A 20300-nucleotide genomic window follows, 5' to 3' on the forward strand; every position below is an offset into this window, starting at 1 on the left:
TGGTGGTCGCCCGGGTGTCCTAGCGGCCATGTCGACTTTCGCGGCCTAACTGTCGTCCGGTCCCCTTCTCCCTGGCGCTCCCACGGACTTGCGTTTCGCGGGCTAATCGCGACCTGTGAGCCCAGGCCGTCCCAAGCCACCCAGGCGACTTTCGCCGCCTAACCGCGATCTGCCGGCCGCCCAAGCGCCCCGGGCCGGTGTCGACTTTCGCGGGCTAACCGTGCTCCCGCGGTCGCCCAGGTGCCCAAGCCCCAGATCGCGGTTAGCCCGCGAAAGTCGACGTGCCCACCCAGGCGAAGGGCGTGGCGGCTGTCGGGCTGAGCTGGAAGGATCGTGAGGTGGACACACCTTTCGGGCAGGATCCGCAGCCGTTCCAGCAACAGCTGGGCGCTCCGCCGCCGACGGTCGTGTCGGTGCCGGGCCCCGCGGACCCCGTGGGCGCTCCGGAGCGGTATGACCGGCCCGAGCCGCGTCAGCTGGTCGCGGCAGGCCTGTCCGCTTTGGCGATGGTCCTGACGCTCGTCGGCTGCTTCTTTCCGCTCTACCGCTCGGAGTACCGTTTCGACGTAGAGGGAAGCCAAACGCTGACGACAGTGCAGAGCGCCTGGGGATCGGAGTTCACCGATAGAGGCGTTACGTTTCAGAATGCGTTCGTGCCCTTAGGCATTCCACTCCTCATTGCCGCGGTCTTGCTTCTCGCCGCGCTGCTCGTCAGCGTGAGGGCGGCCTATTCACCACCCATCAACGCGCTCGACCGATGGCTGACCACCAGCGCAGCGGTGTTTCTCGTCGGCGTCGTGACCACCATCGGAATGTTGACCGCAGGCGTAGGACTCGCGGCCTCCCTCAAAGCGACGACCACGCTCGAAGCGGGCATGTGGGCACTTTTCGCCGCGAGCACCGCCGCTGCGGGCGCGGCGATCATGAGTCACCGCGTCGAGAAGGCCGAAATCCCCATGAGCGGCGACCCGAGTCTCGCGGACATGCCCACTCCGAAGGACGGCATCTCCATCACGGTGCTCCCGCCCGAGCCGGTGCCCGCGCCCCCGCCGGACTATTCGGCCTTCGCGCCTCCGCCGGATCCCGGTCCAAGGGAGCGCGATTAGCCCGCTAAACGCGCTCGCGTCGGCCGATACGGTGGGGGAGGAGGTGGCCGATGGCTTGGGCGGTGGTCTTTTTCGGTGCGGCGGTGCTCGTGGCTTTTACGCCAGGGGCGAACAACCTGCTTGGCCTGCACCACGGCATGACACAGGGTGCGTGGAAGGGGCTCGTCGGCCTGTTAGGCCGTTTGGCCGCGTTCACGGTCTTGATCGCGGCGGTCGCCGCAGGGCTCGGACAACTCCTCGCCGCCTCCGAACTTGCACTCACGGTGATCAAGTGGGCGGGTGTCGCCTACCTCCTCTGGATCGGCGGTCGGCTGCTGTGGTCGACCTTCCGTGGCGAACGGACGGCGGTGGTGCCGGGGCCGCAAGGCGCTGAACCCGTACCGGCGCTGCGGATCGCGAGGAAGGAATTCGTCGTCGCGATCACGAACCCGAAGGCGATCCTCATCTTCACCGCGTTCGTACCGCAGTTCATCGACGCAGCTCACGGCTCCTTCGCCGCCCAGATCGCGATCCTCGGCGCCGTTTATCTGCTGGCCGAATTCGTCGCGGGCGCCACTTATATCGGAGCAGGCACGCTCGTGAAGTCGCTCCGCCTGTCCCGCCGCGCGACTCGCAACGTCGATCGCGGCACCGGCGTCGTGCTGATCGGCATGGCGGGCGCCCTCGCCGCGTCGAGCTCCTGAGCCCCACGCCTGATCACAGCGCGTTTAGCGGGCTAAGTGCGATCCGGCGCGGCCGAATAGTGGGGAACGACAGGGCGATCTGTCAAGGTGCCAAAGGGGAAAGCGGAAGTCGATCAGCCTTGTGGACCAACCTTCGTTCGGAAAACCCACACGCACTGCGAACACGCCCTGTGAAGCTGTTAGAGTCGGCGACACGCTTCGGGACGAGTGTGCCCCGAAGCGTTCCTGGCTTGTGCCAGAAAGCTGTGTATTCCTGCCGGCCCCAGGCCGGCCAAGCCGATCGTCGGTAAGACAGCCGACGACGCCGAGGAGGTCCCCCGCGTGCTCAGCGCCTTCCGCTCGGCTCTCGCGACGCCGGATCTACGTAAGAAGATCCTGTTCACGCTAGCCATCGTCGCGGTCTACCGAATCGGTGCCACCATCCCGGCCCCGGGCATCTCTTACTCCGCCGTGCAGCAATGCACGGAGACTGGGTCGCAGGAGGGCGTCTATCAGCTGCTGAACCTGTTCAGCGGTGGTGCGCTACTGCAGCTGTCGCTGTTCTCGACCGGCATCATGCCGTACATCACGGCGAGCATCATCGTCCAGCTTCTCACCGTGGTCATCCCGCGGTTCGAGGAGCTGAAGAAGGAAGGCCAGGCCGGCCAGGGCAAGCTGACCCAGTACACCCGGTACCTGACGATCGCTCTCGCGGTCCTGCAGGCGACCGGTGTGGTGGCGCTCGCCGACCGTAAGCAGCTCTTCCCGCAGTGTGAAACCGCGATCATCCCGGACAACAGCGTCTACACGCTGGCCATCATCGTCGTCACGATGACCGCCGGTACCGCCGTCATGATGTGGCTGGGTGAGCTGATCACCGAGCGCGGTGTCGGCAACGGCATGTCCGTGCTGATCTTCCTGAACATCGCGGCCCGCATCCCGATCGAGGGTGGCAACATCCTCAGCAGCGCCGGCCCGGTGGTCTTCACCCTGATCTGCGTGTTCGGCCTGGTGATCATCGCCAGCGTCATTTTCGTCGAGCAGGGCCAGCGCCGGATCCCGGTGCAGTACGCCAAGCGCATGATCGGCCGCCGCATGTACGGCGGAACCTCGACCTACCTGCCGATCAAGGTGAACCAGGCCGGTGTCATCCCGGTCATCTTCGCCTCGTCGCTGCTATACCTGCCGGACCTGATCAGCCGCCTTGTCGGGGATGCCAACAGCAACGCCGGCTGGCAGGTCTTCATCCAGAACTACATCGTCAACCAGTCCAGCTGGGCGCACGTCCTGCTGTACTTCGCGTTGATCATCTTCTTCACGTACTTCTACATCACGATCACGTTCAACGTGGACGAGCGTGCGGAAGAAATGAAGAAGTTCGGTGGCTTCATCCCGGGTATCCGCCCGGGCCGTCCCACCGCGGAGTACCTCAGCTACGTCCTCGGCCGGATCACTCTGCCGGGCTCTTTGTACCTGGGCATCATCGCGATCCTTCCGAACTTCTTCCTGTCCGTCACCGGTAGCGGGAACAACCAGAACTTCCCGTTCGGTGGCACGGCTGTGCTGATCATGGTCGGTGTCGGTCTCGACACCGTGAAGCAGATCGAAAGCCAGCTGATGCAACGTAACTACGAAGGGTTCTTGAAGTGACGCGCCTGGTTCTCGTTGGCCCTCCTGGCGCGGGCAAAGGTACTCAGGCGGTAGCACTGTCGGAGAAGCTCCGGATCCCGCACATCTCGACCGGCGATCTGTTCCGCGCCCACGTGGGCGAGCAGACGCCGCTGGGCCAGGAGGCCAAGCGCTACCTGGATTCCGGTGAGCTCGTCCCTGACTCGGTCACGAACGAAATGGTGCGCGAGCGCCTGGCCGAGCCGGACGCCAAGGTCGGGTTCCTGCTGGACGGCTTCCCGCGCAACACCAAGCAGGCCGAGGTCCTCGGTGAGATCCTCGGCGAGGCCGACACCGAGCTCAACGCGGTCATCCAGCTCCAGGTTTCGGAGGACGTCGTCGTCGAGCGGCTGCTTTCGCGCGGCCGCTCGGACGACACCGAAGACGTCATCCGTCGTCGTCAGCAGATCTACGTGTCCGAGACGGCTCCGCTGCTCGAGTACTACGCGGACATCCTCGTCACGGTCAACGGCGTCGGCACGGTCGACGAGATCTCCGCCCGCGTGCTGGAAGCGCTGCGCGACCGCACGTGAATCTCGGAGGACTGCGTGTACTGCAACGACTTCGTCGTGGGCGCATGATCGAGCTCAAGACCCCTGGCGAGCTACAGGCGATGCGGGCCGCCGGTCTGGTCGTCTGGCGCACCCTCACCGCGGTGCGCGAGATCGCCAAGCCGGGGGCCACGACGGCCGATCTCGACGAACTCGCCGAGCAGACGATCCGCGACGCCGGGGCCGTGCCCTCGTTCAAGGGCTACCACGGCTTCCCGGCGTCGATCTGCGCCTCGGTGAACGAGCAGATCGTCCACGGCATCCCGTCGAAGACACAGGTCCTCAACGAGGGCGACATCATCTCCGTGGACTGCGGGGCGATCCTCGACGGCTGGCACGGCGACTCCGCGGTCACCCTCGCGATCGGTGAGGTGTCGAAGGCGGATCTCGCGCTTTCGGCGGCCACCGAGGCGGCGATGTGGGCGGGGATCGCCGCTGTGTCGGCCGGCGGCCGGCTCACCGACATCTCGCACGCCGTGCAGACCGCGGCCGAGAAGGCGAGCCGGGAAGACGGCATCGAGTACGGGATGATCGTCGAGTACGGCGGTCACGGCATCGGGCGCCAGATGCACATGGACCCGTTCCTGCCGAACCTGGGCAAGCCGGGCAAGGGCCCGCGGCTCAAGACCGGGATGGCGCTCGCGATCGAGCCCATGCTGACCGGTGGCGGCGGTGAGACCGTCGAACTCGACGACGGGTGGACCGTCGTGACCGCGGACGGCTCGCGGGCCGCGCACTGGGAGCACACCGTCGCCATCACCGATGACGGCCCTTGGGTGCTGACCGCCCCCGAAGACGCCTGACCCAGCCCCTCGCCCGGATCGCGTTTAGCCCGCTAAACGCAAGTGCGCCCTGACCTGCGTTTCGCCCCCTAATCGCGCTCCCGGCGAGCGCGGTTAGGGGGCGAAAGTCGCGTGGGCGCCGGAGCGCAGTTAGCCCGCTAAACGCGAGTCCGCCCGCCGTCCGGCATAGCGCCGAGGCCCGCCGCAGAGGCGCCCGCGCCTTGCCCCCATCGGGTGGACTTCGGCCCCGCCGAGGCGCGCCAGGTCACAAGCCCACCGGAGCGCGATTAGGGGGCGAAACGCACGTCGGCGCAGGCGTACGATGGAGGCAGTCGTCACCGGCGGGCACAGGGGTCATCTAACACAGTTACCCCCCGTTTGGGGCTCACGACACGGGTTGCGTACACTGTCAAGTCGGTGTACTCATCGCGCCCGGATCCTGCGCGCTCGTGAATTCTCGCGAACGGACATTGGAGCCGGGCAGGAGTGTGCCGAAGCACCACCCAGCCAAGCACTCAAGCTCTGACTGATAACACAGCGTAGCGACAGGAAATGCGGAGGACATGGGCAAGAAAGACGGGGCCATCGAGGTCGAAGGCCGCGTAGTCGAGCCGCTCCCCAACGCGATGTTCCGCGTCGAGTTGGAGAACGGCCACAAGGTCCTTGCACACATCAGCGGCAAGATGCGGCAGCACTACATCCGCATCCTGCCCGAGGACAGGGTTGTCGTGGAGCTCTCGCCCTACGACTTGTCTCGTGGTCGCATCGTCTATCGCTACAAGTGATCACGACGAGTTAGCACAAGCAGGAGAGCAGGAGACGTGAAGGTCCAGCCGAGCGTCAAGAAGATCTGCGACAAGTGCAAGGTGATCCGCCGTCACGGCCGGATCATGGTGATCTGCGAGAACCTGCGGCACAAGCAGCGGCAGGGCTGATCACTCGCACTCGTACAGAGTGGATTGACGGCTACACAATCTCCCCGCACCTGCCGGGCCGTGCGAACGGCCCGGTTCACCCTCGGACTTCAGGCCGAGGCCGGGACACCCGAAGCGCAAGCAGAGGGCACGACAGGCGAGTCGGTCCCGGGACCGGACGGGGAGCAGACCTGAAGATGAATTCTATGAAGGAGCATCAACGCCAATGGCACGACTCGCTGGCGTAGACCTCCCCCGCGAAAAGCGGTTGGAGATCGCGCTGACCTACATCTACGGCATCGGCCGTACCCGCTCGAAGCAGCTCATCGCGGCTGCCGAGCTCAACGCGGACACTCGCGTCAAGGATCTGAGCGATGACGACCTCGCCAAGCTGCGGGTCTACATCGAAGAGAACTTCAAGGTCGAGGGTGACCTTCGCCGCGAGGTGAACGCCGACATCCGTCGGAAGATCGAGATCGGGTGCTACGAGGGCCTTCGCTGGCGTCGCGGACTTCCCGTCCGTGGTCAGCGCACCAAGACCAACGCCCGCACCCGCAAGGGTCCGAAGAAGACGGTCGCCGGCAAGAAGAAGGCTGGCAAGAAGTGAGCGTCCAGGGCAAGAAGGTCGTGCAGATGGGCGGCGTTCACCGTCGCGGCTCGGCTTGTGTCTCGCCCAAGGCGCTCTACGCCCGCCCGATGGCGCTGCGGAACCTGTACACCGACGCCGGTTCGATCATCCGGCGCGGCCAGGCCGAAGCGGTCGCCGCTCACCAAGAGAACGCGCGCTAACAGGAGAACCCTCAAAACATGCCACCGAAGTCTCGTACTGCGGCGGGGGCCAAGAAGGTCCGCCGTAAGGAAAAGAAGAATGTCGCGCACGGTCACGCGCACATCAAGAGCACCTTCAACAACACCATCGTCTCGATCACGGACCCGACCGGTGCCGTGATCGCGTGGGCGTCGAGTGGTCACGTGGGCTTCAAGGGCTCGCGTAAGTCCACCCCGTTCGCCGCGCAGATGGCCGCCGAGAACGCCGCCCGCAAGGCTGCCGAGCACGGCATGAAGAAGGTCGACGTTTTCGTGAAGGGCCCGGGTTCGGGCCGCGAGACGGCGATCCGCTCGCTGCAGGCGGCCGGCCTCGAGGTCGGCACCATCCAGGACGTGACCCCGCAGCCTCACAACGGCTGCCGCCCGCCCAAGCGGCGCCGGGTCTGAGGAACGGGGAGGAGTAAGAAGAAATGGCTCGTTACACCGGCCCCGCGACGCGTATTTCGCGTCGCCTCAAGGTTGACCTCATCGGCGGCGACCAGGCTTTCGAGCGTCGCCCCTATCCGCCCGGCCAGCACGGCCGCGGTCGGATCAAGGAGTCCGAGTACCTCCTGCAGTCGCAGGAGAAGCAGAAGGCTCGTTACACGTACGGCGTTCTCGAGCGTCAGTTCGTCCGGTACTACAAGGAAGCCGTCCGGCGTCCCGGTAAGACCGGTGAGAACCTGCTGCAGATCCTCGAGTCCCGTCTCGACAACGTGATCTACCGCGCCGGCATCGCCCGCACCCGCCGTCAGGCGCGTCAGCTGGTGAGCCACGGCCACTTCGTGGTCAACGGCGTCAAGGTCAACGTTCCCTCGTACCAGGTCAGCAAGTGGGACATCATCGACGTGCGGCCGAAGTCGTTCTCGATGCTGCCCTTCGTCGCTGCCAAGGAGTCGTTCGGCGAGCGTCCCGTTCCCGCGTGGCTCCAGGTTGTTCCGTCCAACCTCCGTGTGCTGGTCCACCAGCTCCCGGAGCGCGCTCAGATCGATGTTCCCGTCCAGGAACAGCTGATCGTCGAGCTCTACTCGAAGTGATCCATCACCGGGCCGGGGTTTCCCCGGCCCGGTGTGGGCACGGGCGGCGGCGCCCGGAGTGCGCCGCCGTTTCGCCATCCCTTTCGGTGTCATATGGCGGGCGCCGTTTGGAAAGGAATTAGGAAAGATGCTGATTTCCCAGCGGCCGGCTCTCGGCGAAGAGACGGTCAACGAGACCCGCTCCCGGTTCACCATCGAACCGCTGGAGCCCGGCTTCGGCTACACGCTCGGCAACTCGCTGCGGCGCACGCTGCTGTCGTCCATTCCGGGCGCGGCCGTGACGAGCATCCGCATCGACGGCGTGCTGCACGAGTTCACCACCGTTCCCGGGGTGAAGGAAGACGTCACCGACATCATCCTGAACCTCAAGGAGCTCGTGGTCTCCTCGGAAGAGGACGAGCCGGTCACCATGTACCTGCGCAAGCAGGGCCCCGGTGAGGTCACGGCTGCCGACATCGTGCCCCCGGCCGGTGTCACCGTGCACAACCCGGATCTGCACATCGCGTCGCTGAACGGCAAGGGCAAGCTCGAGATCGAGCTCGTCGTCGAGCGCGGCCGCGGTTACGTTCCGGCCCTGCAGAACAAGCAGGCGGGCGCGGAGATCGGCCGGATCCCGGTCGACTCCATCTACTCCCCGGTGCTGAAGGTGACCTACAAGGTCGAGGCGACCCGTGTCGAGCAGCGCACCGACTTCGACAAGCTGATCCTGGACGTGGAGACGAAGCCGTCGATCACGCCGCGGGACGCCGTCGCGTCGGCAGGTAAGACGCTGGTGGAGCTGTTCGGTCTCGCGCGCGAGCTGAACGTCGACGCCGAGGGCATCGAGATCGGCCCGTCGCCGCAGGAGGCGGACACCATCGCCGCCTACGCGATGCCGATCGAGGACCTGGACCTCACCGTCCGGTCGTACAACTGCCTCAAGCGCGAGGGCATCCACACCGTCGGCGAACTGGTCTCGCGCAGCGAGGCCGACCTGCTGGACATCCGCAACTTCGGTGCGAAGTCGATCGACGAGGTCAAGCTCAAGCTCGTCGGTCTCGGCCTCGCGCTGAAGGACAGCCCGCCCGGGTTCGACCCGACCGCGGCCGCGGCCAGCTACGACGGTGAAGGCTGGTCCGAGGGCGTCGACAGCATCACGGACGGAATTTCGGACAATGGCCACGACGATGGCCAGGACTACGCAGAGACGGAGCAGCTGTAAGGCCAGCTACGGCTCCCTCACACCAGTAGGGTGGGGGAGCGACGGCCTCCAGCTGTGAGCTGAACGAGGAGAACCGATGCCCACCCCCACAAAGGGACCCCGTCTCGGCGGGTCGCCCGCGCACGAGCGGCTGATTCTGGCCAATCTGGCCACCCAGCTGTTCGAGCACGGCAAGATCACGACGACCGAGGCGAAGGCCCGGCGGGTGCGCCCGCTGGCCGAGAAGCTGATCACGAAGGCGAAGCGGGGCGACCTGCACAACCGTCGTCAGATCCAGCGCGTTGTGCGCGACAAGGACGTCGTGCACAAGCTGATCGCCGAGATCGGTCCGTTCTTCGCGGAGCGTCCGGGTGGCTACACCCGGATCACCAAGACGATGGCGCGCAAGGGCGACAACGCCCCCATGGCGGTCATCGAGCTGGTGGCCGAGAAGACCGTCACCGCCGAGGCCGAGGCCGCGCGCAAGACGAAGTTCGCCAAGGACGAGCCGAAGGCTGCCGCCCCGGCCGCCGAGGAGACCACCGAGGCCACTGAGGCTGCCGACACGGCCGCCACTGAGGCTCCGGAGGCCACCGAGGCTCCTGCCGCCGACGAGGCCGCTGAGGCCCCCGCCGCGGACGCGGACAGCAAGAAGGACTGACGTCCTGACGGCACCGAACACCCCGGACGAGCCCGCCACTCCCACTGCGGAGGGCGGGCTCGTTCGTCTGCGTCTGGACGTTTCCTACGACGGCACCGATTTCTCCGGCTGGGCGCGGCAGCCTGGACGGCGCACGGTCCAGGGCGTCCTCGAAGAGGCGCTCGCGAAGCAGCCTCCAGGAGCCTCGGTCCCGAAGTCCGTCGTCGTCGCCGGCCGCACCGATGCCGGTGTGCACGCCGCCGGCCAGGTGGTCCACGTCGACGTGTCGCCTTTAGCGGGCAAAACGCGATCCGGTCGTCTGGAACTGGACGAGCAGGGCATTCCTGACCTGGGGCGGATGTGTCACCGCTGGAACCGCTATCTGCCGGGTGACGTCCGGGTACTGGGCGCTCGCGTGGCGCCGGCTGGCTTCGACGCCCGGTTCTCCGCCGTGCGGCGGCACTATCGCTACCGAGTCTCCGACGCGCCGTGGGGCGTGGATCCTCTGAGGCGCCATGACACCCTGGCCTGGGGCCGGTCGCTCTCGATCGACGCGATGAACGAGGCGTCAGCGTCCCTCTTGGGGCTCCAGGACTTCGCTGCCTTCTGTAAACAGCGCGAAGGTGGGACGACCATCCGAGAGCTGCAGAGGCTCGTTTGGCGGCGTACCGGGCCGCATGCGGTCGAGGTCGACGTCTCTGCCGACGCCTTCTGCCACTCGATGGTGCGCAGCCTGGTGGGGGCACTGCTTCTGGTCGGCGATGGCCGCCGTCCGCTGGATTGGCCCGGTGACGTCCTGGAGAGCCGCACGCGCGACAGCGCTGTCGCTCCCGCCCACGGCCTCACACTCATGGCCGTCGACTATCCGCCGGACACGGAACTCGCCGCCCGTGCCGATCAAACGCGCGCCATGCGCACTCCCTCCTGACCCGGCCGCGGCACAGTTAGCGGGCTAACCGCGCTCCGGCGGGCCCGCCGGACGGCCTCGACAACGCCTTCGAAGTCGGTCGCCAGATCGTCCGCGGTGACGATGACGAACCGCCAGCCCTCGGCTTCCGCGCGTCTTCGGCGTTTGCGGTCGTGGGCTCGTTGTTTCGCTGTGTTGTGCCAACGGCCGTCGTATTCGATGGCGACTTTGGCCTCGTCGTCCGCGAGGTCCAGGCGAGCGATGAAATGACCCGTCCGGGAGAAAACCTCGACCTGAGGTGTCGTCTTGATGCCGCCGGCGGCCAACACGATTCGAAGTTCCGACTCCCGGGGCGACTCCGCGCGGGGATCGGACAGCCGCAAAGCATGTCTGGCCAGGCGGATCCCCCGATTACGGCGGCCATAGAACTCTCGGTTGAGATGCAGATCAGTCAGCTTCTCGGCTCTCATGAACTGATCCAGATCCGGGACGCCGGTGCGGAGCCGTCGCACCCACCCGGCTTTACGGGGAGAAAGCCGGAGGAGCAAGTCCAACGCGATCCGGCTTTTCCTCGCGATACGAATGCCGTTCCACGGCTTCGATTCTTCGGGTTTGACTTCGGTCCGCCGAACCTTGATACCGACTATCGGGCCGAAGCGGTGCTTCTCCGGCACGACCATCTCGACCGGGTCGTTGGGCTTTGCCAGCTCGATGCCGTGGACGGTCGCGGCCGATCGGCCGGTCAGCACGGCTTCCGGCGGTGCCAGCAACGCGGCGCCACGGCAGCGCAGCTCGTGCGTGACTTCCACGTCAGCGCGCGTGTAGACGTCCTGGAACAGCCTTCGGACGCTGGGACCGCGTAATCGGCTCGCCGTGATGAGACCCGCTTTGCGTGCCTCGGAGCCGCGGAAGACGTCGGGGAGATGGGATGAATCGAATGGTTTGGTCATGCCGACACGGTGATCGACAAGACCGACAACCCATGGCTCTCACCGCCCCCGCGGTGCCGACTTATCCACAACCCCCGGCTTATCCACAGCCGTCACGATTGCCTCTTGACCGACCAACGCGCGACCCGCTTCCCGGCCCAGGTCGACTTTCGCCCCCTAATCGCGCTCTGGGGCGGGACGCAAAACGGGGGCACTGTCCGATGTGGACAGTGCCCCCGCGGAGCACCTTTAGGCCGCTAAAGTCGACGCGGGCGGGTTAGTCGCCGCGGCGCACGGGGCCCAGGATCTGCTGTTCCTTGGCCGTCGTGACCAGGCGAAGGGGACGCCACAGGTTGCGTCCCAGTGCGACGACCTGGTCGTCCTTCAACGTCGTGAGCTGCTTCATCATCTGCGGCGGGAGTCGCCAGATCCGCGCGGCCAGTTCGGCCTGCCCGGGCGGGAGCCGCTGCATCAGCACCAGATCGGCCGCGTTCGCGGTCGCCCCGGCCTGGGGGTGCAGGTACGGCAGCACGTAGACCGTCGTCTGCCACGGCGAACGCGGCGGGAACAGGTCCTGTGGCGTCGGGCCGCCGTCGGTCACCACGAGCAGCGGCGCGTCCTCCGACGGGCGCGGGAGGTCCACCGGCGACAGCCGCCGGATCTGCACCAGCGGCGACGGCCTGCCGTTGGGCTGATTCCCCGCCGCCTGGGGGAGAACCTGCCACGCGGCCGGACGTCCGGTCGCCACGACGACCCACGCCCCGACGGCCATCGCCCGCAGCGCCACCTGGCGAGCCAGGTACAGGCCGCCGACCAGCACGATCCGGGTCGGTGTCGAGCGCAGCGCGGAGATCGTCAGCGGTTCGCCCTTGAGCCCGGAGCCGAGGACGATTCCGCCTCGGTCGCCGGACGGGCTGATCGCGTCGAGCATCGCGGGGTCGACGGTGAATTCCGGGGCGACCCCGGTGTTTTGGCCGGCGTCACGCATTCGGGTGCTCATGCCGTGCCTCCGATCGGCAGCGTCGCGGAGAACCCGGATATCTGCAGGCCGCGCAACGGCGTCAGCGTCACGCCCAGCCGGTCCGAGATGCCCTGGAGCCGCTGGTCCGCCGCATCAAGTTCACGCGGGTTCCGCGCGCTCAGGCGCACGATGCCCCGCAAGCCGATCTTGCCTTCGTCAGCGGACGGCGAGATCGACATCGCCACCGTCGCGGACAACGCTCGGACACTGGTCAGCGCGTTCAGGCTGCCGCTGATCTTGCCCTTGGGCCAGCTGGTGATCGCGTAGCTCGCGTGTCCGATACCCGCCGCGGTGACGCCGGTCCACCGCTCCTGCAGACCGACTTTCGCGGGCGAACCGGCGACCGCGGTCAGCTCGGCGGCCGAAATGCTGGACCGCAGCAGCTCGTCCGGATCGAGCGGCCGGGTCGGCACGCCCTGGGACTCCAAGGCGTTGCGCACCCGCGACAGCGCACCGATCAGCGCGCGGTGCGCACCGACGACGCCGCCACCGCGTTCGCGGATGGCGGCCGGGCACCGGCGAGGGTCGAGCCGGATGGCGACCCAGGTCGTCCGCCGTGCGGCCGCGGGAAGCGGGCCGAGCACCTCCATGTAGGAGCTGAGCGCCGGCGAGTCCGACGGAAGCGCCGCGCTACCCGGGTAGCAGTGCCAGATCATCTGGATCGAGTCGAGGACCACACCGCGGTCTTCGAGACACGGCGCGAGCGCGGACAGCGGCAGGCTCGGTGCGCCACCGGCCTGGGTGATCAGCGCGGGAGCGGGCTCGACGAGCAGGACGGCGGTCCACGTCCCGTCGTTCCACGCGATGCCGACCTGCTGGCGTTCGTGGTCGACGCCGTGCGCGACGACGAGATCGGGAACGGCGAGGCGAAGAAGGTTCACCCTGGCGTCGTCGGGGCCGGTGACCGCGTCCTCTTCGGCGGCGAGCGTCTCGATGCTGCTCGGCGGAAGCGGAGTCGCCACACGATCATGCGAACGGAGCATGTACCGCGTGGTGAGTCCAGCCCATTGGGTGAACCAGCGGCCGCCCCAGCGCAGGAACGCGATGACGATCGCGACCACGAGGACGCCGATCGCGACGTATTTCAGCTTCATGTCGATCGCGAGGAGCACGAGACCGATCGCGAGCCCGAGTTCGAGCACGACCAGGTTCGCCACGGGCAGCGGGCCGAGGTTGATCCCGCCGGTCCGGCGCCGCGCGGGCGCGGCTATCCGCACCGCCGGGGTGGGCGGAGGACCGGACTGCGGGCCGGGGCCGCCGGACGGAGGACCGCCCGGGCCACCGGGCCCACCAGGGCCTCCCGGGCCACCAGGTCCGCCGGGCCCACCAGGCCCTCCTGGACCGGGGCCGCCGGGACCCTGCGGTCCGCCAGGGCCTCCTGGCCCTCCTGGGCCACCGGGTCCGCGAGGAACACCGGGGCCTCCCGGGCCTCCGGCGGGGCCACCCGGACCGCCCGGCCTGCCGGGCCTTGGCGGCGGCCCCGGCGGGCGGCCTGGAGGTTGAGACCCCGGAGGGCCAGGCGGACGTGGAGGAGTGGTGACGGACATCCGCGCTTTCTCTTCCCCTCGTGCGTGCTGCGTACCCGGAAAGCCGGTCCCGAGGAACTCGACCCTAGCTGGAGTTGGTAGAAACCCCACACCAGACGGTCCCCGTACGGCTATCCTGCGGAACCGTACCGCGACGGGGAGGACTGTAGGTCGAGAATGCCATCAACACCGACTACTAAGTCTCAAGTTCAGGCTTATCAGTTCGTCCTGCGCCGGATGCAATCCGCGCTGGTCCGTCGCGACGCCGTCATGCTCCACGACCCGATGCGCACGCACACGCGCGCCACCATCGTGGGAGTCGTGCTGGCCGCGCTGGGCGTCCTGGTCTTCGTGATCTGGGGACTCCTGAGCCCGAAGCCTTCCGTGCCGGATGCGGGAAACATCGTCATCGGCGAACAGTCCGGAACGGTTTACGTCGTCGCCGGGAACCCCAAGAAACTGATTCCGACCTTCAACCTCGCCTCCGCCAGGCTGCTGATCATCGCTCAGTCGAAACAGGGGGCGCAGCAGGCGGGAAACAAGCCTTCCGGGCCCACACAGGCCTCCGAGGTGAAGAACCCCACAGTCGTTTCGGACGAACAGCTGAAGAACATTCCCCGCGGCCAGCTCATGGGCATTCCCAACGGCCCGCAGCTGATGCCGACCGAAGGCCAGCGTGTCGCCCCGGAGTGGGGCGTATGCGACGAGGTCATGTACGACCCGTCGGTGCCGAGGCCGGATCTCACGAAAACGGAAACGACCGTCTACGCGGGTGTGAAGCAGCTGGGAAACCGTGAGCTCGGCCAGAACGAGGCACTGCTGGCCAAGGCCGCCAATGGCCGGACCTATCTGATCTACCGGCTGGCGTCGAACCCCAACCTCCCGAACGCGAACGCCGTCAAGGCCGAGATCAAGCCCGACGCCAGCGCCGTCCTGTCCGCGTTGAAGCTGCCCGATCAGCCTCGCGGTATCTCCCAGGGTCTGCTGGACGCGATTCCCGAGGTGCCGGAGCTGAAGCTGCCGGACGTCGAGGGCAAGGGCGGGACGCCCAACTTCGACATCGACGGCCTCAAGGTCGGAGACGTCTTCTCCACCGAGCAGGCCGGCGGGAAACTCGACTTCTACCTCATCACGAAGGAAGGGATCCAGCCCATTTCCCCGGCCGTCGCGGACATCGTCCAGACCGGGAAGAACGACGGCAGCACTTCGGTGATGTCCGTGGCACTGGGCAAGATCCGCAACGTCACGCGAGTGACCGCCGGACAGGCGGGCTTTGTCGACCTCGACGCGTACCCCCAGACCGTGCCCACCGTGCTCAACGCGACCCAGGGATCCCGGGTCTCCTGCCTGAGCTGGTCCATCGTCGGCGACGGCGCCAACCGGGACGGGCACACCGCGGTGTTCGTCGACGACAAGCTGCCGAAGGGCAGGAACGCCGACGGTTCCGCTCCCGGGGTCAAGATCGGTACCCCCGGCCCGGTCGGCGCGCCGATCAACAGCTTCTACATGGAGCCGGGTTTCGCGGCGGTCGTCCAGTCGGCGACCGGCAAGGAGACCTTCGACAAGGGGCCGATCCAGCTGATCTCCGATCGCGGGATCCGGTACGGCGTCCCGGACGCGGTCACGGCGGACTCGATCGGGCTCAACAAGCGGGTGCCCGCACCGGAAGCCATCGTCCGGATCCTGCCGGTCGGCGCGTCGCTGAACACGCAGGACGTGCTTCGTACGTTCGACACGGTGCCGATCGACGACAGGGCGGGTTCGGTCGCGACTCAGTCGCAGCAGGCTCCGGCGGGGAACTGATCCCGGGAACCCCTGGGCAGGCGCGCGCGTCTCAACGCCCAAGCACTATCGGGTGAGTGGAGGGTGCAGTGGCCGGCCTGAAGATCGACGGCACCGTCGTCGGTGACTATGCGAAGAGGGTGGACGCGGCCGCCGGAGAGCTCGAGCTGGCGGCCGCCGAAGTGACCGGGGACGGCGTCACCGTCGAGTCCCACGGCGCGCTGGGGGAGGAGCTGGGACTCGGCGCGTCTTACGGACGTGCGGCGGAGGCCATCCGACGTCAGCTGGTGGAAGGCGCGGCCGCGCTGCGGTCGGCGTCGGAGGCCCTGCACACGGTGACCTCGCGGCACGCCGGACACGACGACGAGGCCGCCCAGATGATCAAGCACGCCGTGGAGCTCTGAGCCGCATGATCGCCGAGTCGGAGAACCCGACCGATTCCATCCCGCACCCGATGGCGTCCGCGCGCCCTGCCGCTCCGGTGGCGGCCCCGAGCGCGTTTAGCCCGCTAAACGCGACGGGGTCGGGAGACGACGACCTGGTCGAGGCAGCAGCGCCGCATCTCGCCTTTCTCACGGAGCTGTCGGGCCATCTGGGGCTGATCGACCCGGTCGAGGCCTACCTGACCCCGCTGGCGGCACGTTGGGAGGACCTGAAGGACGAGGCCGACCGGCTCCGGAAAGCGGCGAAGACCGCGGGCACCGTCTCGAAAGAACTGTCGGAGGATCTCGGCCGCCTCGATGCCGGCTGGTCGGGCAAGGACGCCGACGCCTTCGTCGCGTACATCCGGGACATCAACATCGCGGGCACTGATGTCGAAGACGCGCTCACCACGTTGGCGGGTTCGCTGGATGAATTGGTGCTGTCGATCCGCCGCATCCTGACCGACCTCGTCGAGGTTCTGGTCGATACGGCCGAACTGACCTCCGAGACCGCGATGCTGCCGGTCGGCGGCGTCGGGCGGGCGCGAACACAGCTCGAGGAAGCGCAGGAGTCGGCCAAGGCGCTCTTCGAAGCCGCACGCGACGTGCTCGAGGGCTTCGTGAGGTTTTGCGACGGCGTCGACGATCCTGACGCGGCTTCGCGGAGCATCGAGATCGCCCACCGGTTCCCGCAAGAGGAGTTCAAGCTCCATGACGAGGCCGCGGCGGCAGGCGCGCCGACGCCGGAGAAAAACGACGGCGACGGGGCGGAAGCCGCTGAGCCTGATTCCGAGGAGCAGTCGACGTCGCCGTCCGCGGCCGATCCCGGCGAGGGCCGGAAGACCGGATCGCAGGAACCGCTGATCGAGCAAGGGCAGGCGCCGATCCCGGAGGTCGCGCCCGTGCAGGCCTCACCGGCTCCTGGCCAGGCCGCCGCCGGGGCGGGAACCGCGATGATGCCGATGGGAATGGCGCCGATGGGCATGGGCATGGGCGGGGGAGGCCAGTCGGCTCACCAGTCGAAGACCCGGCCCGCCTCGAAGCCGTCCGACGTGGTCGGCGAGCCCGGCCAGGTCGTCCCGCCCGTGATCGGCGAGGACGACACCCCCGCGAAACCCGGCCCGAAGCCCAAGCCCGCCAAGTAGGTGCCCCACGGGCGGAGCGACTTTCGCGGGCTAACCGTGATCTGGGCGGCTCGGAGGTGAGCCCCGCACAGATCGCGATTAGCCCGCGAAACGCAAGTCCTACGGGGTTTTACGGCCAGGTGAGGCGGTCGGCCGGTTGCGGCGGACCGAGTGCACCACGAACAGCGTGATGAGCAGCGCCACCAGACCCCCGCCGGTTCCGGCGAGCGCGACGATCATCGGGGCAGAGTCCCGGTCGTTCGACGGCGGCAGGTTGGCGGGCAGCTGAACCGGCTTGGCCTTGTCCGCCTCCGACGGCACGATCGCCGTCAGCGCCGCGATCGGGTCGATGACCCCGAAGCCGACGAAGTTGTCCCGCCCGCCCGGCGCCGCGGGGTGCTGCGCCGTCGCCTTGATCCGGTTCATCACCTCACGCGCGCTCAGGCCTTGGAACTTCGCGCGCACGAGTGCGGCCACACCCGCGACGTACGGTGCGGCGAAGCTGGTCCCTTGGATGGGGCCAGGGTCTCCGCCGCCCTCGATGGTCAGGTTCGCCAGGGCGTTCGACCCTTCCGCCGGATCCAGCGAAATGATCTTGGTTCCCGGGGCGGCGACACTGACCCAAGGGCCGTTGACGCTGAACTGCGCGACACCGCCGGTCTCGTCGATCGCCGCGACGGACAGCACGTCGTCGGCGAACCACGGCGGCGTGACGATCATCTTGGGGTTCTTGGGATCCGGCTGGTCGTTCTGCGGGCATTTGTCGCCGACGTTGCCCGCCGCCGCGACGACGACCACGTCCCGCTCCACGGCGTAGTGCACCGCCGCCTGCAGTTGCTTCTCGCCATCGGTGATGCCGCCGGTGGCCGGACGACAGTTGTCGACCGACATGTTGATCACCTGCGCGCCCTTGTCGACGGCGCGGACCACGGCCTGCGCGAGCGTCTTCAGCGTCCCGGCTGTTTTGCCCTGTTCCTGCTGCCGTCCGCCCTTGTTCTGGCCCGGCGCCGTCCCGTCCGCCGCTCCACCGACAGCGCCGTTGCCCTGCGAGGACGGCGGAAGCTGTGATCCCGGGTTGTTCGAAGAAGCGGGCGGTCCGGAGCTGGCGGGCGGCGCCGGCGGCGGTTCCGGCTTCTTTTCCGTCTCTTCGTAGTTCTGACTCGACTGCCGGATCGACAGGATCGTCGCGTTCGGCGCGACCCCACGGAACCCGATACTCGTGTCCGGTGGGTCCGCGGCGATGATCCCCGCCACCTCGGTGCCGTGGCCGTCGCAGTCCTCGAGGCCCGGTGCCTTGCCACCGCCGGGAGGCGCGACATAGTCGCCTCCGGATTCGACGCGACCACCGAAGTACGGGTGCGCGCTGACACCGGTGTCGATCACGGCGACCTTGATACCCCCGCCGATCGACTGGGTGGCGCCGCGCATCAGCTGGTGCACCTTTTCGATCTGCAGGTACTCCTGGCCCCACGGACGGTTCTTGATGTCGACCTGGTCACCGCCGAGCTTGCTGCGCTGGACGCACTCGGTCTTCTTCTCGTAGTTCTTGTCCGGCTTGTTTTCGTCCACCGGTTTCTTGGACATGTCCACCGGAGGCGGAGACGCGTAGTAGCCACCGGCGTCCGAGGGGACGCTGCTTTGCTGTGCCCACGCGGGAAGCGCCACCGACGCCGGCGAGAGAACACCGATACCGGCCGCCAGCAGCACCGTTCCGGTACGTCCGGCGAGGCCGAGGTGGCGGACGCGCGTCCCCCTGGACTTCCGCGCTGCAGCCATCAGAGCATCATCCGATCGGGTCGTCACTTGAAGTTGAGGTGGCGCAGCGTCGTGTAGAGATCCATGACGCCGAGCGCCAGCGGGAGCACCGTCGCGATGAAGACGGCCTCGAAGATCTCCACGGTGCGCCGCAGCGGCGGCGAGAAACGCTGGTTCGGGAAGATCACGCCGACGACGAGCGCGCCCGCGCCGATCAGCAGCAGCGCGCCGAACACGAACAGGACGCGGTTCAGCGGGCTCGCCGACCACATCCAGCCGAGCAGGATGCCGGCACCCGACACCATGCCGGTGGTCAGCAGCGCGATGGCCTGCGCGCCGTTCGCGTACGCCCGCGCCCGCAGGAGCAGGACCAGCGTGGCGATCACACCGAGGATGGGCCCGAAGATCGACGGCGACGTCGAGGCGATGATCGCGAACAGCGCGGTGGCCGCGCCGCAGCCGGTCAGCAGGCCGGTCATGTACTCGTGGGCGACCGCGGTGCGGCGCTCGATGGCGCGGTAGTCCGGGAAGCCCGAGTCTTCCTTGAGTTCTTCGGCGCTGCCGGGAACGTGCGGGGTCGGGAGGGCGGCGAGCTTGATCGTCGCGCGCGGCAGGATCGAGATGCAGGCCAGCGAGAACGCGGTCGCGCCGGCGGCGACACCGGCGATCGGGGTGTCGATGAGCGTCGCGGCCAGGAACGTCAGCGCCGAGATGGTGGCCGTCGTCGCGGCGGCGATGAAGGTGGTGATCCCGTGGCCGATGACGAGGATGCAGACCGCGGCCACGATGATCACGAGGGTGCTCGCGAGCAGCAGGTTCGCCCACAGGGACAGCCCCGGCACGATGTAGAACCCGCTGACGAAGGCCAGCGGCAGGCCGCCTGTCGCGGCGATCAGGACTCCGGTCGCCTCGGCTTTGTACGCCTTGGCCAGCGTCGCGCCGATCGCGACGCACGCGATCGCGCCGACGCCACCGGCGATGGCGGCGGCGAGGGCATTGCCGCCGTAGAACGAGCCGCTGGTGAAGAGCGCGAGGGCCGCGAAGAACAGAGCCAGGCCGCCCGCGATGTGTCCGAAGCGGCGCGCCGTCTCCTTGGTCCACGGACGGAAGCTGTCCGGGGAGGACTCCGCGATCGCGTCGACGACATCGTCGTACAGCGGCGGAGGCGGGTTCTCGTTGCGCTTGCGCAGCTGCAGCAGTTCGCCGTCGACGACGCCGAGGGACGCGAGGGTCCGGCTCGGGTCGAGTGGCGCGTCGCCGAGCTTCGCCAGCGCCCAGCCGCCGTGGCGGGCGCCGCCGTCCGGCGTCGCCTCCTTCGCCATCTCCAACAGCATGGGCAGCAGGTCCGCCACCGCGACGTCAGCCGGCAAAGCCACGTCGATCCGGGTGCGTGGTGCGACCACCGTCACCCTGCTGAATACCGTCGTGCCCGTTGCCACTGCCTTCCCCCTGCCCTGAGAGTCTGCTCCCGGGGGAACTTATACCGA

Annotated in this window: 22 protein-coding genes; 17 read left to right on the top strand and 5 right to left on the bottom strand. The window is 67.8% G+C overall.

Features of this window, described 5'->3' with window-relative positions:
• Positions 1–281: 281 nt before the first annotated feature.
• The 14 genes from ACZ7KI_RS03550 to truA all read left to right on the top strand — a co-directional run bounded on the left by ACZ7KI_RS03550 (position 282) and on the right by truA (position 10275).
• Positions 282–1106, top strand: coding sequence for a hypothetical protein (locus ACZ7KI_RS03550; RefSeq protein WP_470271636.1), 825 nt, complete (start codon positions 282–284; stop codon positions 1104–1106).
• Between the two features lie 50 nt (positions 1107–1156).
• Complete coding sequence (locus tag ACZ7KI_RS03555) at positions 1157–1789, top strand: LysE family translocator (RefSeq protein ID WP_470271637.1); 633 nt, start codon at positions 1157–1159, stop codon at positions 1787–1789.
• Positions 1790–2110: 321 nt separating this feature from the next.
• Positions 2111–3418 carry a preprotein translocase subunit SecY gene (gene secY, locus ACZ7KI_RS03560; RefSeq protein ID WP_465460529.1) on the top strand — a complete coding sequence of 436 codons (1308 nt, stop codon included), beginning with the start codon at positions 2111–2113 and terminating at the stop codon, positions 3416–3418.
• On the top strand, positions 3415–3969 hold the full coding sequence (locus ACZ7KI_RS03565; RefSeq protein WP_470271638.1) for an adenylate kinase: 555 nt from the start codon (positions 3415–3417) through the stop codon (positions 3967–3969). Before secY ends, ACZ7KI_RS03565 begins: the two co-directional genes overlap by 4 nt.
• 44 nt (positions 3970–4013) lie before the next feature.
• Positions 4014–4790, top strand: a complete 777-nt coding sequence (map, locus tag ACZ7KI_RS03570) for a type I methionyl aminopeptidase (RefSeq protein ID WP_470271639.1) — start codon at positions 4014–4016, stop codon at positions 4788–4790.
• A 542-nt stretch (positions 4791–5332) separates the two neighbouring features.
• Complete coding sequence (gene infA, locus ACZ7KI_RS03575; RefSeq protein ID WP_005166804.1) at positions 5333–5554, top strand: translation initiation factor IF-1; 222 nt, start codon at positions 5333–5335, stop codon at positions 5552–5554.
• A 36-nt stretch (positions 5555–5590) separates the two neighbouring features.
• A complete protein-coding gene (rpmJ, locus tag ACZ7KI_RS03580) occupies positions 5591–5704 on the top strand; it encodes a 50S ribosomal protein L36 (protein ID WP_004558882.1) in 114 nt (37 codons plus the stop codon).
• A gap of 205 nt (positions 5705–5909) precedes the next feature.
• A complete protein-coding gene (gene rpsM / locus ACZ7KI_RS03585) occupies positions 5910–6290 on the top strand; it encodes a 30S ribosomal protein S13 (RefSeq protein WP_005166805.1) in 381 nt (126 codons plus the stop codon).
• Entirely contained in the window at positions 6287–6472 is a 186-nt protein-coding gene (locus ACZ7KI_RS03590; RefSeq protein ID WP_004558884.1) for a hypothetical protein, read from the top strand. Before rpsM ends, ACZ7KI_RS03590 begins: the two co-directional genes overlap by 4 nt.
• 18 nt (positions 6473–6490) lie before the next feature.
• The gene (gene rpsK / locus ACZ7KI_RS03595) at positions 6491–6898 is read left to right on the top strand and encodes a 30S ribosomal protein S11 (RefSeq protein ID WP_004558885.1); all 408 of its coding nucleotides are present in this window, start codon (positions 6491–6493) and stop codon (positions 6896–6898) included.
• Between the two features lie 23 nt (positions 6899–6921).
• Positions 6922–7527: a 30S ribosomal protein S4 gene (rpsD, locus tag ACZ7KI_RS03600; RefSeq protein WP_061979949.1), complete on the top strand. Its 606-nt coding sequence runs from the start codon at positions 6922–6924 to the stop codon at positions 7525–7527.
• Positions 7528–7654: 127 nt separating this feature from the next.
• Positions 7655–8728, top strand: coding sequence for a DNA-directed RNA polymerase subunit alpha (locus ACZ7KI_RS03605; RefSeq protein WP_005166811.1), 1074 nt, complete (start codon positions 7655–7657; stop codon positions 8726–8728).
• Positions 8729–8804: 76 nt separating this feature from the next.
• Complete coding sequence (gene rplQ, locus ACZ7KI_RS03610) at positions 8805–9368, top strand: 50S ribosomal protein L17 (RefSeq protein WP_061979948.1); 564 nt, start codon at positions 8805–8807, stop codon at positions 9366–9368.
• A gap of 73 nt (positions 9369–9441) precedes the next feature.
• Positions 9442–10275: a tRNA pseudouridine(38-40) synthase TruA gene (truA, locus tag ACZ7KI_RS03615; protein WP_470271842.1), complete on the top strand. Its 834-nt coding sequence runs from the start codon at positions 9442–9444 to the stop codon at positions 10273–10275.
• Here truA and ACZ7KI_RS03620 read toward each other — a convergent pair.
• The 3 genes from ACZ7KI_RS03620 to eccE form a co-directional block, all read right to left on the bottom strand.
• Positions 10245–11204 carry an endonuclease domain-containing protein gene (locus tag ACZ7KI_RS03620; protein ID WP_470271640.1) on the bottom strand — a complete coding sequence of 320 codons (960 nt, stop codon included), beginning with the start codon at positions 11202–11204 and terminating at the stop codon, positions 10245–10247. The two genes, truA and ACZ7KI_RS03620, sit on opposite strands and share 31 nt — an antisense overlap.
• A gap of 256 nt (positions 11205–11460) precedes the next feature.
• Positions 11461–12183, bottom strand: a complete 723-nt coding sequence (locus ACZ7KI_RS03625) for a hypothetical protein (RefSeq protein ID WP_465500841.1) — start codon at positions 12181–12183, stop codon at positions 11461–11463.
• Positions 12180–13361, bottom strand: coding sequence for a type VII secretion protein EccE (eccE, locus tag ACZ7KI_RS03630; protein ID WP_465501053.1), 1182 nt, complete (start codon positions 13359–13361; stop codon positions 12180–12182). Before eccE ends, ACZ7KI_RS03625 begins: the two co-directional genes overlap by 4 nt.
• Before the next feature lie 546 nt (positions 13362–13907).
• On the opposite strand from eccE, the gene eccB reads away from it, so the two are divergent.
• From eccB to ACZ7KI_RS03645, 3 genes are read left to right on the top strand one after another with little or no spacing between them, the layout of a single operon-like run.
• The gene (eccB, locus tag ACZ7KI_RS03635) at positions 13908–15533 is read left to right on the top strand and encodes a type VII secretion protein EccB (RefSeq protein ID WP_470271641.1); all 1626 of its coding nucleotides are present in this window, start codon (positions 13908–13910) and stop codon (positions 15531–15533) included.
• A 56-nt stretch (positions 15534–15589) separates the two neighbouring features.
• On the top strand, positions 15590–15916 hold the full coding sequence (locus ACZ7KI_RS03640; protein WP_470271642.1) for a hypothetical protein: 327 nt from the start codon (positions 15590–15592) through the stop codon (positions 15914–15916).
• Between the two features lie 5 nt (positions 15917–15921).
• Positions 15922–17079, top strand: a complete 1158-nt coding sequence (locus tag ACZ7KI_RS03645; RefSeq protein ID WP_470271643.1) for a WXG100 family type VII secretion target — start codon at positions 15922–15924, stop codon at positions 17077–17079.
• Between the two features lie 99 nt (positions 17080–17178).
• Here the strand turns inward: ACZ7KI_RS03645 and mycP are convergent, their stop codons facing one another.
• Both mycP and eccD read right to left on the bottom strand, forming a co-directional pair.
• Positions 17179–18834, bottom strand: coding sequence for a type VII secretion-associated serine protease mycosin (mycP, locus tag ACZ7KI_RS03650; RefSeq protein ID WP_470271644.1), 1656 nt, complete (start codon positions 18832–18834; stop codon positions 17179–17181).
• 23 nt (positions 18835–18857) lie between these two features.
• Complete coding sequence (eccD, locus tag ACZ7KI_RS03655) at positions 18858–20222, bottom strand: type VII secretion integral membrane protein EccD (RefSeq protein ID WP_470271645.1); 1365 nt, start codon at positions 20220–20222, stop codon at positions 18858–18860.
• Between the last annotated feature and the right edge of the window lie 78 nt (positions 20223–20300).

The organism is Amycolatopsis sp. NPDC039088, from assembly GCF_055598845.1.

What these genes read in the sequence shown, in the direction of transcription:
- ACZ7KI_RS03620 (WP_470271640.1), bottom strand. Translation starts at nt 11,204, where the DNA reads ATGACCAAACCATTCGATTCATCCCATCTCCCCGACGTCTTCCGCGGC.
- mycP (WP_470271644.1), bottom strand. Translation starts at nt 18,834, where the DNA reads ATGGCTGCAGCGCGGAAGTCCAGGGGGACGCGCGTCCGCCACCTCGGC.
- rpsM (WP_005166805.1), top strand. Translation starts at nt 5,910, where the DNA reads ATGGCACGACTCGCTGGCGTAGACCTCCCCCGCGAAAAGCGGTTGGAG.
- rpsK (WP_004558885.1), top strand. Translation starts at nt 6,491, where the DNA reads ATGCCACCGAAGTCTCGTACTGCGGCGGGGGCCAAGAAGGTCCGCCGT.
- ACZ7KI_RS03645 (WP_470271643.1), top strand. Translation starts at nt 15,922, where the DNA reads ATGATCGCCGAGTCGGAGAACCCGACCGATTCCATCCCGCACCCGATG.
- infA (WP_005166804.1), top strand. Translation starts at nt 5,333, where the DNA reads ATGGGCAAGAAAGACGGGGCCATCGAGGTCGAAGGCCGCGTAGTCGAG.
- ACZ7KI_RS03625 (WP_465500841.1), bottom strand. Translation starts at nt 12,183, where the DNA reads ATGAGCACCCGAATGCGTGACGCCGGCCAAAACACCGGGGTCGCCCCG.
- map (WP_470271639.1), top strand. Translation starts at nt 4,014, where the DNA reads ATGATCGAGCTCAAGACCCCTGGCGAGCTACAGGCGATGCGGGCCGCC.
- eccB (WP_470271641.1), top strand. Translation starts at nt 13,908, where the DNA reads ATGCCATCAACACCGACTACTAAGTCTCAAGTTCAGGCTTATCAGTTC.
- rpsD (WP_061979949.1), top strand. Translation starts at nt 6,922, where the DNA reads ATGGCTCGTTACACCGGCCCCGCGACGCGTATTTCGCGTCGCCTCAAG.
- ACZ7KI_RS03555 (WP_470271637.1), top strand. Translation starts at nt 1,157, where the DNA reads ATGGCTTGGGCGGTGGTCTTTTTCGGTGCGGCGGTGCTCGTGGCTTTT.
- rplQ (WP_061979948.1), top strand. Translation starts at nt 8,805, where the DNA reads ATGCCCACCCCCACAAAGGGACCCCGTCTCGGCGGGTCGCCCGCGCAC.
- ACZ7KI_RS03605 (WP_005166811.1), top strand. Translation starts at nt 7,655, where the DNA reads ATGCTGATTTCCCAGCGGCCGGCTCTCGGCGAAGAGACGGTCAACGAG.